Annotated in this window: 12 protein-coding genes, 3 pseudogenes and 2 riboswitches; of the genes and pseudogenes, 8 read left to right on the forward strand and 7 right to left on the reverse strand. The window is 70.5% G+C overall.

Annotated elements, in window-relative coordinates; translation table 11 throughout:
- The 5 genes and pseudogenes from ACWEN3_RS26755 to ACWEN3_RS26775 all read left to right on the forward strand — a co-directional run.
- Nucleotides 1-287, forward strand: a pseudogene (locus ACWEN3_RS26755) (MFS transporter); the annotation flags it as partial.
- Nucleotides 287-1171, forward strand: a complete 885-nt coding sequence (locus ACWEN3_RS26760) for an aldo/keto reductase (RefSeq protein ID WP_452975820.1) — start codon at nt 287-289, stop codon at nt 1169-1171. The pseudogene ACWEN3_RS26755 and the gene ACWEN3_RS26760, both read left to right, overlap by 1 nt.
- 39 nt (nt 1172-1210) lie before the next feature.
- A pseudogene (locus tag ACWEN3_RS26765) lies at nt 1211-1660 on the forward strand (alcohol dehydrogenase catalytic domain-containing protein); the annotation flags it as partial.
- A 29-nt stretch (nt 1661-1689) separates the two neighbouring features.
- Nucleotides 1690-1959, forward strand: a complete 270-nt coding sequence (locus ACWEN3_RS26770) for a DUF2255 family protein (protein ID WP_452975841.1) — start codon at nt 1690-1692, stop codon at nt 1957-1959.
- Nucleotides 1960-1996: 37 nt separating this feature from the next.
- Entirely contained in the window at nt 1997-3031 is a 1035-nt protein-coding gene (locus ACWEN3_RS26775) for a zinc-dependent alcohol dehydrogenase family protein (RefSeq protein WP_452975822.1), read from the forward strand.
- Between the two features lie 116 nt (nt 3032-3147).
- Here the strand turns inward: ACWEN3_RS26775 and ACWEN3_RS26780 are convergent, their stop codons facing one another.
- From ACWEN3_RS26780 to ACWEN3_RS26790, 3 genes are all read right to left on the reverse strand, one after another.
- A complete protein-coding gene (locus ACWEN3_RS26780) occupies nt 3148-5196 on the reverse strand; it encodes a WD40 repeat domain-containing serine/threonine protein kinase (RefSeq protein WP_452975824.1) in 2049 nt (682 codons plus the stop codon).
- Between the two features lie 69 nt (nt 5197-5265).
- Nucleotides 5266-7260 carry a caspase, EACC1-associated type gene (locus tag ACWEN3_RS26785; RefSeq protein ID WP_452975826.1) on the reverse strand — a complete coding sequence of 665 codons (1995 nt, stop codon included), beginning with the start codon at nt 7258-7260 and terminating at the stop codon, nt 5266-5268.
- Entirely contained in the window at nt 7247-7591 is a 345-nt protein-coding gene (locus ACWEN3_RS26790) for an effector-associated constant component EACC1 (RefSeq protein ID WP_452975828.1), read from the reverse strand. Before ACWEN3_RS26790 ends, ACWEN3_RS26785 begins: the two co-directional genes overlap by 14 nt.
- A gap of 324 nt (nt 7592-7915) precedes the next feature.
- On the opposite strand from ACWEN3_RS26790, the pseudogene ACWEN3_RS26795 reads away from it, so the two are divergent.
- Nucleotides 7916-8484 (forward strand): annotated as a pseudogene (locus ACWEN3_RS26795) (phosphotransferase); the annotation flags it as partial.
- 101 nt (nt 8485-8585) lie between these two features.
- Here the strand turns inward: ACWEN3_RS26795 and ACWEN3_RS26800 are convergent.
- The 3 genes from ACWEN3_RS26800 to ACWEN3_RS26810 all read right to left on the reverse strand — a co-directional run bounded on the left by ACWEN3_RS26800 (nt 8586) and on the right by ACWEN3_RS26810 (nt 10293).
- Entirely contained in the window at nt 8586-9338 is a 753-nt protein-coding gene (locus ACWEN3_RS26800) for a CbtA family protein (RefSeq protein ID WP_452975830.1), read from the reverse strand.
- A 22-nt stretch (nt 9339-9360) separates the two neighbouring features.
- Entirely contained in the window at nt 9361-9582 is a 222-nt protein-coding gene (locus ACWEN3_RS26805; protein ID WP_452975832.1) for a CbtB domain-containing protein, read from the reverse strand.
- A 35-nt stretch (nt 9583-9617) separates the two neighbouring features.
- Nucleotides 9618-9760, reverse strand: a riboswitch (cobalamin riboswitch).
- A 134-nt stretch (nt 9761-9894) separates the two neighbouring features.
- The gene (locus ACWEN3_RS26810) at nt 9895-10293 is read right to left on the reverse strand and encodes a (2Fe-2S) ferredoxin domain-containing protein (protein ID WP_452975834.1); all 399 of its coding nucleotides are present in this window, start codon (nt 10291-10293) and stop codon (nt 9895-9897) included.
- Nucleotides 10294-10354: 61 nt separating this feature from the next.
- Nucleotides 10355-10475, reverse strand: a riboswitch (cobalamin riboswitch).
- Between the two features lie 241 nt (nt 10476-10716).
- Between ACWEN3_RS26810 and ACWEN3_RS26815 the strand changes: the two genes are divergently transcribed.
- Together ACWEN3_RS26815 and ACWEN3_RS26820 are read left to right on the forward strand one after the other, a co-directional pair.
- A complete protein-coding gene (locus tag ACWEN3_RS26815) occupies nt 10717-11283 on the forward strand; it encodes a universal stress protein (RefSeq protein ID WP_452975836.1) in 567 nt (188 codons plus the stop codon).
- Nucleotides 11284-11524: 241 nt separating this feature from the next.
- The gene (locus ACWEN3_RS26820; protein WP_452975838.1) at nt 11525-12478 is read left to right on the forward strand and encodes an alpha/beta fold hydrolase; all 954 of its coding nucleotides are present in this window, start codon (nt 11525-11527) and stop codon (nt 12476-12478) included.
- Nucleotides 12479-12500: 22 nt separating this feature from the next.
- Here the strand turns inward: ACWEN3_RS26820 and ACWEN3_RS26825 are convergent, their stop codons facing one another.
- Entirely contained in the window at nt 12501-12836 is a 336-nt protein-coding gene (locus ACWEN3_RS26825) for a hypothetical protein (protein WP_452975839.1), read from the reverse strand.
- Between the last annotated feature and the right edge of the window lie 210 nt (nt 12837-13046).

Here is a 13046-nt window from a genome sequence, read left to right on the forward strand (position 1 = left end):
GCTTCCTGTTCCAGATCGCGGCGCTGCGCTCCCTTCCGATCTACGCGGTCGGCGCCGCCCTGGCGTCGGGCCTGGTCAACACCGTGCACCAGATCGGCAGCGCACTGAGCCTGAGCATCCTGACCGCCGTCGCCACCTCCGTCTCCACCGGGCACGCGGCCGCCGACATCGCGGCCCGCTCGGGAACGGCCCTGACCGGCTCCGCCGTCCTGCTCGCGCTGGCGGTCGTGACCGTCCTCGCCCTCATCGTGCCCGCACGGGCTACTCACGACGAAAGGTCCCTGTGATGCAGACCCTCACCCTCAACAACGGCGTCGAGATGCCCGCCCTGGGACTCGGCGTCTTCCAGACCCCGCCCGACGAGACCCAGGCCGCTGTCAGGGCCGCGCTCGACCTCGGCTACCGGCACATCGACACTGCCGCCGCCTACGGCAACGAACGCGAGGTCGGCCAGGCCCTCCGCGACTCCGGAGTGCCGCGCGACGAGATCTTCGTCGAGACGAAGATCTGGATCAGCGACTACGGGTACGACGAGACCCTGCACGGCTTCGAGAAGAGCGCCGCAAGGCTCGGAGTGGACCGGATCGACCTGCTGATCCTGCACCAGGCCCTGCCGTCCGAGTTCGACAAGACCCTTGCCGCCTACCGTGCCCTGGAAAGGCTCCTGGCCGACGGCAAGGTGCAAGCCATCGGCGTCAGCAACTTCATGGTCGACCACCTGACCACGCTGCTGGACGCCACCTCCGTCGTGCCGGCGGTCAACCAGCTGGAGATTCACCCCTACTTCCAGCAGCGTGCCGTGCTCGAATTCGACGACCGGCACGACATCCTCAACCAGGCGTGGTCCCCGATCGGAGGAATCACCTTCTACCCGGGCTATGGCGAGGGCCGCAAGAGCGTCCTTGAGGACCCGGCCGTCACCCGCATCGCCGAGGCGCACGGCAAGAGCCCCGCACAGGTGCTGCTGCGCTGGGGTCTTCAGCAGGGCCGCTCGGTCATCCCCAAGTCCACCAAGCGCACCCGTATCGCCGAGAACATCGACGTCTTCGACTTCGAGCTCACAGCAGACGAGCTCACCGCCCTGGATGCCTTGGAGACCGGTCGACGCGGCGGCCCCGAACCAGAGAACGTCACCCTCGCCGCCTACGGCCGTGCCATCCCCGAAGCCTGACCCGCCCCCCTCAGGACAAGTCCGCTCGAAGGATTCACCATGTCCACCGCCGTCAAGGCGTTCGGCGCCCACGAGGCGCGTCAGCCGCTCGTTCCCCTCACCATCGAGCGCCGCGACGTCGGCCCTCACGACGTCAAGCTCGACGTTTTGCACTGCGGCATCTGCCACTCCGACATGAACTTCGTCGGCGGCGAGTTCGGCCGGCTGCCGACCAGCCCGCTCGTTCCCGGCCACGAGATCGTCGGACGGGTCACCGAGACCGGATTCGAGGTCACCGTCTACAGGCCGCTCAAGCGCTACGGCGCCGCGCCGGGCGCCAAGGTCGCGATCGTCGGCCTCGGCCACCTCGGCGTCAAGATGGCCAAGGCCATGGGCGCCGAGGTCACCGTCCTCTCGCAGTCCGACCGCAAGCGCAACCCCGCAGCCGCCCTCGGCGCCGACCACTACGCCGTCACCGGCGACGGCGCGGCGTTCACGCCATGCCCAGGATGCCCGGCAGACTGCGCGACCCCGTGACCATGTGGGTCGTCCGCGCCGACGACCACCTCTACGTCCGCTCGGTCAAGGGCACCGCCAGCCCCTGGTACCGGGGCACCCAGTCCCGCCACCAGGGCCGCATCGTCGCCGGCGGCGTCCAGCGGAACGTCACCTTCCGAGAGGCCGATCCTGCACAGCACGCGGCCGTGGACGCCGCCTATCGGGAGAAGTACGGCGGGTACACGAGCATCGTCGAGCACGTGCTGACCGACCGCGCCCGCGCGTCCACCCTCCGCCTCGACCCTCGCTGACGCCCACCCCCATCCCCCTGTAAGAGGAGATCCGCTCATGCGAGCCACACTGATGTACGCGGCCCAGGACGTACGTGTCGAGGACGTCACCGACCCCAAGATCCAGCAACCGACCGACGCCGTCGTGCGCATTGTGCTGTCCTGCGTCTGCGGCAGCGACCTGTGGCCCTACAAGTCCTTGGCACCCACGGACAACCCCCGCCATATGGGCCACGAGTTCCTCGGCGTCGTCGAGGAAGTTGGTTCCGAGGTACGCACCCTCAAGCCCGGCGACGTCGTCGTGGCCCCCTTCGTCTGGGCCGACAACATCTGCGCGTACTGCCGCGAGGGCCTGCAGACCTCCTGCCCGCACGGCGGACAGTGGGGCGTCAACGGGGTGGACGGCGGACAGGGCCAGGCCGCCCGAGTCCCGCAGGCCGACGGCACCCTGGTCAAGATGCCCGTCAGCGAGGACTCCGACCTGCTGCCGGACCTGTTGACCCTCTCCGACGTACTGTGCACCGGCTACCACGCCGCCCACACCGCCGGCGTACGGCGCGGCGACACCGTCACCGTCGTCGGCGACGGCGCCGTGGGCCTGTCCGCCGTCATATCCGCCCGGCTGCTGGGCGCCGAGCGGATCATCCTCATGGGCCGCCACCGCACCCGCACCGACCTGGGCCGCGACTTCGGCGCCTCCGACGTGGTCGCCGAGCGCGGCGACGAAGGCGTCGCCAAGGTCCGCGAGCTGACCGGCGGCGAAGGCACCCGCAAGGTCCTCGAATGCGTCGGGCTGAAGGACGCGCTCGTGCAGAGTCTCGGTGTCGTACGCGACGGCGGCACCATCAGCCGGGTCGGGGCTCCCCAGTTCACCGACGTACCCTTCGGGTTCGCCGACTTCATGCGCAACATCACCCTCACCGGCGGCGTCGCACCCGCCCGCGCCTACATCGAAGAACTGATGCCCCACATCCTCGACGGCACGATCCGCCCCGGCCGCGTCTTCGACCGCACCGTCGGCCTCGAGGACATCGCCGACGGCTACCGGGCGATGAACGACCGCGAAGCGCTGAAGGTACTGGTGCGCCCATGACCACCCGCAAGCGAGCCTTCGCTGACGAGCAGCATCAGCCCATCGTCAGCGACACGCTCGGCGTTTCGAGCAATGACTCGCCCAGAAACATCAACGACGCGGTCCGACAGAGCCCCTCAGCGGAGACCCTTCACGTCCCACAATTGCACGGCGCCGTCGTCGTCTGCGCCTCCGATGGCGAGGGTGCGGCCGTCCGGGCTGAACGCCACGCACTCGGGGCTGGTGACGGCGCCGCTGCGGATCTGGCCGGTCTGTCGGTGACCGGCGGCGTCCCACAACCGCACTTCATAGGTGTTCGCCGTGGCCAGGGTGTGGCCGTCCGGGCTGAACGCCACCCAGGTGACGATCTGGGTGTCCGGGAGTCTGGCGACTTGCCGGTGGCTGGCCACATCCCACAGGCGGGTGGTGTGGTCCCAGTCGGCGGCGGCCAGGGTACGGCCGTCGGGGCTGAACGCCACGCTGGTGGTGTTGATGAAGCTCCCGAGGGGTTGGCCGAGTTGCTGATGGCTGGCCACGTCCCACAGGCGCACGGCCCCGTCACTGCCCGCGGTGGCCAGGGTGCGGCCGTCCGGGCTGAAGACCACGCAGTTGATGATGACGAACGGGGCGCGCCCGAGTGGCTGGCCGAGCTGCTTTCGGTCGGCCACGTCCCACAGCCGCGTATCGCCGTGGCCGTCCCCGGTGGCCAGAGTGCGGCCGTCCGGGCTGAACGCCAGGCTTTCGACGGGGTTCGCCCCAACCCTCAAGAAATGGGCGAGCTGCCGGTGGCCGGCCGCATCCCACAGCTGCACGGTCCCGTCGAGGTTCCCCGTGGCCACCGTCCGGCCGTCCGGACTGAACGCCACACCGCTGACGGCGAGGGGACCGACGGCCAACGGGCGGCCCGCCTGCCGGTGGCCGGCCAGATCCCACAGCCGCGCGGTGCCGTCGTTGCTTCCCGTGAGCAGCGTGCGACCGTTCGGGCTGAACGCCAGGCCCGTGATGTAGGACTCGTGGCCGTACAGGGTGACGGGCAGAGGGCCCGCGGGCGTTGTCGCGGGACGGGAGCCGCTGACGTGCGGCGAGGCGGAGGTGCTCGCCGAGGCCCCGCTGCCACCTGACGCTTGGCGGAAGGGCCACAGTGTCCAGAGCACGATGCCGGTGAGCAGCACAGCAAGGCCGAGGAGGGCGCCGAGCCGTGCAACGTGCCGTGTGCGGCCTCGCGGGTCGGCCGTATCGCGCTCGTCCGCACCGTCCCTTGCGTCGGTTTCCCGGTCGGTGATCGGTTCCGGTGATGCGTCGAGGAGCCGGGCCAGGTCGGCGTCTCGCCTGGCGATCAGGATGTGTACGGCAGGGCTCCAGGGCTGTGCGGACGGCGGGATCTCGCCTATGGATTCCAGGAGTTGGGCCGGTGTGGGCCGTCGGACCGGGTCCTTGGCCAGGCAGGGCCCGATGATGGCGCGCAACCGGTCCGGGATCATGTCGAGGTCCGGTTCGGCGTGCACGACGTTGTACAGCGTGCGGGGGGTCGAGGGTCCGGCGAACGGCCCCTCCCCGAGGCACGCCGCGACCAGCACGGCCCCGAGGGAGAACACATCGCTTCTCGGGGTGCAACGCCCCTCCGTGACCTGCTCCGGTGCCATGAATCCTGGCGAACCGACCAGCCAGGCGGTCGGCGTCAGCTCGCTCCCGCCCGCGCTGTCCGTTGCCCGCACGACATGGAAGTCGGTCGCCTTGAGCCCGTCGGCGGCGAGCATGACGTTGGCGGGCTTGAGATCACGGTGAACCAGACCCGCCCGGTGGATCGCGGTCAGCGCGGAGGCCAGCCCGGCGGCCAGGCGGAGCACCGCCTCCTCCGGCAGCCCTCCGACGACGTCCACCGCCTCTCGGAGCGACACCCCCGGCACGAACTCGGTCGCCAGCCATGGGACCGATGCGTCCGCGTCGGCTTCGAGGACCGCTGCGGTGTGCTCCCCGGTCACCGCGCGAGCGGCCTCCGCCTCCCGGCGGAGCCGCACACGGAAGCCGTCCTCGTCGAGAAAGTGCTCGCGCACCAGCTTGACGACGACCGGCTGCCCGTCCGGTGCGCGTGCCAGCAACGCCCGTCCCATGGCGCCGCTGCCCAATTCGGCGAACAATCGGTACGGTCCGATCATCTCCGGGTCCGAGGATCTGAGCCGCCTCATGCTCCTCCCTCGGCAGAGGGGCGACGGATCGGCTTCCGTCCCGTCAACACCGCCGCCCGCGGCCGGCTGTCAGTGAAGTGTCCACAAATCCACCTTGCCGTCGATGACACAGGCCAGGGTCTTACCGTTCGGGCTGAGCGCGACGAACACGACGGACGAGCCGCCACCTGTGAGGGTGAACCTGCCGAGGGTGGTAGCGATCTTGCGGGTTGCGACGTCCCACAGCATGACCATCCCTGCCAGCGTGCCGCCGATGAGTGTCCTGCCGTCCGGGGTGAACGCCAAAGAGGTCACGGTGCCCGCGTCGCCCTCCTGCGACTTGTCGGTATAGGTGAGGCCGGCGATCTCCTTGTGGGCCTCGACATCCCACAGGTGGACCATCTTGCCGGCGGTCGCCCCCGCGAGGATCTTGCCGTCCGGGCTGAACGCCAGGGCACCCACGCCCGTTTCGTAGCCGGCGAGGGTGGCGATCTTCGCGTAGGTGGCCCCGTCCCACAGTTCGACCAGACCGGCGACGTTGGAACTGGCCAGGGTCGCGCCGTCCGGGCTGAATACGACCGAGTTCACTTCCTTGGTCGTGGTGTGCGCCTCGGCCACGGCGTTGTTGAGCGTAGCGATCTTCGTGTAGGCGGCAGCGCTCCAGATGGAGATCGTCCCGTTGCCATTGGCGCTGGCCAGGATCGCCCCTTTAGGGCTGAAGACGACCGAGTTGATCGATACGACGCCAGGGTCGGTGAGGGTGGCGACACGCTTGCGGGTTGCCGTCTCCCACAGCGAGATCGTGCCGTTGTAGTGGGGGTTCTTGCTGGGGTCCTTGCTGTCGGCGCCGGCCAGGAACGCACCGTCCGGGCTGAACGCCACGGCGTTCACTCCCAGGAACGGTGTATCGGTGAAGTCGGTGAAGGTCGCGGTGCCTTTGCGGGCCGCGATGTCCCAGAGCGAGATCGTGGCGTCGAAGTTGCCGAGGGCGAGCACCTTGCCGTCCGGGCTGAAGGCTGCATCGGCCGCTCCGCTCGCGGGAAGCGTGGCGTACAGAGTCGGTCGGGGACGTGAACCCCGGCTCCCCGTGCGTGCGGCGCCCTTGCCCTTGCCCTTGGTGCTGTCGCCGGACGAGGAGGCGGCGGACAGACTCAGCGGAACGGCTGTGGCGGTGGCCACGACCCCGAGCCCGGCGAACAGCAGGGCCCGGCGCCCGTGAAAGCGCACGCGCTCCTTGGCTTCTTCCCGCCCGTCCGGGTCAGGGGGATCGAGTAGACCGCTTGGGGTCTGCTGCCACCCGACAGGCTCGTCAATCGAAGGATCATCGGCGGGAGTTGCCTCGTAGCCGGCGTTACGGGCGAAGGGGAACCGGTGGGCGTCGCGCACGCCGCCGTCGACCGGCTGCGGCAGCTTCGCCCGCAGCAGACGGGTCCGCATCTCGACAAAGATCTGACGTAAGGTCAACTCTGCGGGTTTACCTGGGATCCCGGTCCCCACCACGTCGATCAGGGTGTGGGTGAAGTGCGTCAGCCGACCACCCAGAGGGGACTTGGCCTTCTCGTAGCGCGAACTGGCGCCCACGAAATACAGCCCGTCGACCGGCCAGAGGTCCGTCAGATCGGTGGCCCCTGACTGGAAGTGGAAGTCGGCGTCCAGGCCGAGCTCGGCATGGCAACAGTCCAGGACCACCAGCTTGGTGGCGGCCGGCGATCCGCGCAGGACCTCGAGCAACCGCGGGTAGAGCAGCGCCGAGTCCGGGAGCACCTCCGGATCCGAGGAGGTACCGGTCAGGGCGAGCGCCAACTGTCCTGCTCGGGTGCGCATTCCGTGGCCCACGTAGTAGACCAGCAGGACATCGGTCACGTCCCGTACCTGCGCGACGAGTTCCATCACGGCGTCCCGCGGGCTGTCCATGTCCTCCAGCGCCGTGATGCGGTCGCGTGGCCAGCCACACAGGTCGCCGGTCAGCAGGTCCACCATGGCGCTGACGCAGGTGTCGGCGGGCAGCGGTCTGATCGCCAGGTCACGGTAGTGGGAGGTACCGATCAGGATTGCCCGCGAACGGGAGCGATCACCCCTCGTCATCGAAGAGTTTCTCGAGCAGGGGCAGGACCTCTTCGACGTTCTTCGCGGTGACCTCCAGGCGGTCCTCGCCGCGGCGGAACGTCAGCGTGATCCCGGACCCCCGGGATTCGACGAGCGTCTTGACGATCTGGAACAGGATGGTGATCGCCCCACCGGAACAGGCGACCGTGACGAACTCCAGCACGGAGCCCTGTTCGCCGGGGGCCGCCGCAACCGGCACGCCCCGCACGCGGAGTCCGGTCACCCCACGCAACTCGTCGTACACGGCGTCGAGATCGTCCGGATGCCCGCTCCGGATCTCCACCGCCTCGCCGCCGTCCCCACCAGGCACCTTGGCCCCCGCCCTCCATCGCGCATACGGCTGTACCCCAACGATTATTCCAGGAGGCGGCGCCCGAGCGAAGGAGGCAAACGCGAGTGTCGTCGAACAACTGACGTTGTGCGGGCTCTAGTTACTCAGCTCGCGGGCTGGTGGGAGACCCGGGACCGCGTCTTCGGCGAGTACGACACCAGGAGGTTCTTGGTCTGCCGGTGGTACACGAACGAGTTCCCGTCCGGCCAGCGTAAACGAGCGGAACGTGCAGCGCGGCCACCCGCTCGGCACCTCAGAACTCCCACGTAGAGTGCCTGGTAATCCTCGAACCGGCCGCGAAGGGGATGGGACAACCGACTGTGGCGGCTCGGTGACGAGTTGGCGGTGCGCATGCCGCGGACATCACGCGCCCCGGCCCTTCTGCGCAAGGAACAGCGATGGTTGCCCGTCCTGGCCCCGCGTCTGCCGCTCCCGGTGCCCGTACCCGTGGTGACCGGCGCACCGTCCGAGCGACCGCCGGTATCCGTGAGGTCTGGGAGGACGCCGTCTCAGCCCCGGCTTGGCCGGGATCGCCTGCCTGGCTTCACGGTGACCTGCATGCCGCCAACGTCGTCGTCTCGGACGGCACGCTCTCCGGCGTGATCGACTTCGGCGATCTCTGCGCCGGCGATCCGGCGACGGATCTCGCGGCCGCGTGGCTGCTGCTTCCCCGAGGCGCGGCCGCACGGTTCTTCGACGGATACGCGCACGCGGACGAGGCGACGATCCGGCGTGCGCGCGGATGGGCCGTCCTGCGCGCCGTCTCCCTCATCGGCATCGGCCAGGCATGGGAGCGCGGCCTGCCCGGTGGGCAACCCACGTGGGGACGCGCGGGCCGGAACACGCTCGACCGTGTTCTGGCGTCGTCCTGAGCGGGTGTTCCGCCTGTCCCGGGCCGCTGCCGTCTGCTTACGAGCCGGAGTACGACACAGGCCCCCGGATGATTCCGGGGGCCCTCTGTTGTCCGGGAGGGTCAGCGCGCGGCCGGAACCGCTCGCCCGGCCGCGGTCTTCCTCGGCCGGGGGTTCAGCACCCGCTCCGCCAACTCGCCGAAGAGCAGGCCGAATCCGCCCCACAGGACGGCCTGGATCGCCAGTGCGGAGAGCCGGAACCGCCATAGCAGGGTGGCCGGGAACTGCTTCGGCACCTCGTTGACGGCCGGCAGGAACTGGCAGGCCAGAGCGATCACGACGACGAACGCGGCCACCGCGGCCACCGTCGCCCACCAGGTGCCCACAGCGGGCGCCAGGCGCTTGCCCAGGATGGTGGCGGCGATCGCCAGCAGGACGCTGAGCAGCATCATCAGGAAGTACAGGGTGGTCCGCTTGCCGATGGTGTCGGGGTTGCCGACCGACGGCGGGTTGGCCGGGTACTTCAGGAACGGCACGACGTACACGGCGAGCAGTGCGCAGCCCGACAGCAGCAGCGCCGTGGCGCGCGGGCCGAAGCGCCCCACCCGGCCGAGCGCGAAGCAGAAGGCGAGCGCCGCGATACCGCCGAACGCGACCCCGTAGACGAGGACGCCGGTGGCCAGGCCGGCGGTGGACTGCAGGGAGCGGGAGACGACTTCCATCTCGTGCTCGTGGGAGTGGGCCTCCTCGAAGCTGATCGCCTTGTCGACGCTCGGCTCTCCGAGGAGATAGGCCACGATCAGGGCGAGCCCGCCGGCCGCGAGGCCGGCGAGCATCCCCCGTACGAGAAGGTTCCGTACGGTTGCTGAGTTCATGGGCGTGCGCTGTCCCCTCGCGTCAGTGGCAGGGGAAGCCGAGCAGGTGGCGCGCGTCGTGCACCCACTCATGGACGTCCGTGCCGCTGAACACGGAGGTGGCGCCCTGTTCGGCGCCGACGAAGTACAGCAGGACCAGCATCAGGATGCCGAAGAAGACCGCCCAGGGAGCTATCGCCTTCAGCGGCAGCTTGGTGGGGAGGGCGGGGGTGGTGGCTGTCGGCCGGGCGACGGTCTGCGCCATGGCAGGACCTCCTCTGGGAGTTCGCGTCCCATCTCGGTGGTGCACAGGACGACGGCCACGGGTCTGACTCACGAGCACCCTCGGGTGCCCGCATACAGTGGCGCGACCGTGCCGGATTCCCACCGGCTTCCGTCTCGCCGTCGTCGATATCGGACAGACCGTACCGCGTGGCGCGCACGCGGCCAAGACGGCGTCCGCCCGGCGTGATCTTCCTCTCCCACCTGTCACGCAGACGTCCGCCCCTCCGCCCGGCGTCGCCAACATCGCCTGGAACGGGCGCCGTTCGCGCGACGCCGTGGAGGCCGCACGGGCTCAGGGGTCCGCGCGGCGCCGCGGAGGCGTGAAGGTGTAGAGGTCGAGGATGTCCGGCAGGGCGGCCACGCCCGGGCCGCCGGCCCGCACCCAGGCGGCGATGTCCTCGGTCGCGTCGGGATCGTTGACGAGTCCCAGCCAGACGGGCCGCGCACCGGCTGCCCGTCCCGCGGCGGACGGCTGTACGACGACGACGTTGGCCTGGTCGCACACGTCGAGGCAGTCGGAGACGCGCACCGGAACCTCCGCCCGCAGACGCGCGGTCTGCGCCGCGTGATCCACCCCGGTCACCTTGGGACTGCCGCAGCAGCAGTCCCGGCACACGACGACCCGGCACGGCACCGGACCGCTTTCGTCCGCCGTCCCGCCTGATGTCTCCTGCGCCGGCTTCTCGGGCATGCCACGCCCCTCCCCTCCCGGGGAGATCCGCCCCGGTGTTCGTCGAGGAGGCGACCGCGTGAGTCTCCTGGCTCCCGGATCGTCGCTCGCCCCGCCTTCCCGCCCGGGTCGGGGCGGTGGCCTGCCGGAACTCGCTGACCGGTCACAGTGGCGGGACCGCGCCGGATTCACACCGGCTTCCTCGGACCGCCGTCGCCTTATGTCGCCGATCATCATCCCATCACCGGCGCCCCACGCCCGCCCGCCTCCGGGAGAGGACGCCGGCGCACCTGGCGCAACGGCGTGGCAGCGGCCGTCAGAAGGGCGGCAAGACTTTGCGCGAGGGCTGTTCGAAGTCCCGGAACAGAGGTGAGATGGAAGCGGTTCCATGGAGGATCGCCGGCTGTGCAGCCTTCGGCCGGCGGGTGGAGAACGGTGAATGCGATGTCAGAGTCCAGACCGCCCTCAGCCGCCCGTGTCGTGGTGGGAGTCAGCGGGTCGCCGGGGAGCCTCCACGCGCTGGGCCGTGCCGCCGGCGAGGCACGGCGCCGGGGGGCCGAGCTCTGGCCTGTGCTGGCCTGGGAGCCGCCTGAGGGTGATCTCGCGGCCCGCAGGTTCCCGGCCGCGGCCGCCATGGTCGGGGAGTGGGAGCGGCTGGCCGAGGAGAGGCTCGCCCGGGCGCTGTGCGAGGTGTTCGGCGGCACGGATCCCGGGGTGCCGGGGCAGGCGCTCGTCGTACGGGGCACTCCCGGGCCGGCGCTGGTGCGGACCGCCGACCGGGACGACGACATCCTCGCGATCGGCGCCGGTCGGCGCGGCCGGCTGCACCGCGCCCTGTGGCCGTCGGTCGGCCGCTACTGCCTCGCGCACGCCGCCTGCCCCGTCCTCGTGGTGCCGCCGTCCCCGCTCCAGGCCGTGCTGGCGGCGGCCCACCGCCGCAACATCTGGCGGCTGCGGCTGGACACCGGCCATGTGGAGCGCGAGTTCGAGATCCTGCCGCCCGACTCCTGAGGGATGCCGTGAGGGCGCGACCCGATTCCGGCTGCTCAGGCCGCCTGGGCTGCCCCACGCCTCGGCCGTCCGACGTCCGCACCGCATACGCGAGTTGATCCAAGCGGCGTCCCCGACCCCTGACACACCGGGGCGCCCTCCTGTTGCGTGGCGAACGGGGCGGGTTCGCGGCACACGCGCGCCCTGTACCGCCGTCCGAAGATCACGTCGGCGTACGCTCGTGCGCATGGTCGAGCATCGGATGGTTGACGTGAACGGCATTCGGCTGCACATCGCCGAACAGGGCGACGGCCCCCTGGTGGTGCTCCTGCACGGCTTCCCCGAGTCCTGGCACTCCTGGCACCACCAGTTCGGCCCGCTGGCCGACGCGGGCTTCCGGGTGGTCGCCCCCGACCAGCGCGGTTACGGACTCAGTGACCGTCCCGAGCACGTCGACGCGTACACCATCCTCCATCTGGTCGGCGATGTCGTCGGGCTGATCCGGGCCCTCGGCGAGGAGAAGGCGTACGTCGTCGGGCACGACTGGGGCGCGCCGGTCGCCTGGCACACCGCGCTGCTGCGACCGGACATGGTGCTCGGCGTGGCCGGCCTGAGCGTGCCGCCGCCCTTCCGGGGCTCGGAGCCTCCGCTGGCCGCCATGGACAGGCGGTTCGGCGGCCGTTTCTACTGGAACTACTTCAACCGCCCCGGTGTCGCCGACGCCGAGTTCGCGAAGGACACCCGCACCGCTCTGCGGAAGTTCGTCCACTGGGGTTCCGGTGACGCTCCAGGGGCCGGCGAGGGCAGGCAGCCGCTGGTGGACCCCGAGCGCGGCTGGCTCGCGGACATGCCGTACCCCGAGGTGCTGCCGCGGTGGTTCACCGAGGAGGACCTCGACGCGCTGACCGAGAGCTTCGCCAAGGGCTTCACCGGGGCCCTGAACTGGTACCGCAACCTCGACCGCAACTGGGAACTGACCGCCCCGTGGCACGGCGCGGTCGTCACCCGGCCCGCGCTGTACGTCTACGGCGACCGCGACGTCGTCCCCGCTTTCCCCGGGACCCCCGAACTCATCGCGAAACTCCCGGCCCTGATGCCCGGCCTGGTGCGCGAGCCCGTCGAACTGGCCGGCTGCGGGCACTGGACCCAGCAGGAGCGCCCGGACGAGGTGAACGCGGCCCTGGTCGAATTCCTCACGACGGTTTCCCGGGCCTGACCGTCTGGGTGGGCCCGTGCCGTCAGGTGGAGGCGAAGGAGAAGCTGTACCAGAACCCGGTGGCCCGGACTGCCTGGTCCGACGCCCCGATGTCCAGGAAGTCGCTCGTCCCGCCCGGCGGCACCGTGCAGTCGGGCGTGGTGTACAGGAGCAGGCTGCTCTGCGTCCGGTTGCTGACGTGGGTCGCACCGCCGAGGAAGCGGTGACACCCGTGGATCGGCGGGTTCGAGAAGGTCTGCACGACCGTGACACCGTTCCGCGCCACGATCTCGCCGGACGCCTGGTCCTCGCAGGCGGTGAGCGCGATGCCGAGCACCATGATGCCGGTGAGCGCCACCAGCGACCGTGAAGAGGGCATCGAGCCTCCTGAGGGACGGGGAGCTGCCGGGGGACGTGGTCCCGCCACCACTATCCGCCAGAGCCGGCGGACCCGCCCGGTGGGAACGGCCGTTGCGGCAACGGGGCCGGAACCGGGCGCTCGATGACGGCGGACGGCCGGACGCCGCGCGGGCCACCTTCACCAGCTGCTCCAGCTCGTGGCGGTTCCGGCCGGTCTCCTCGGCGTGAG

This window comes from Streptomyces sp. NPDC004561 (genome assembly GCF_053602155.1).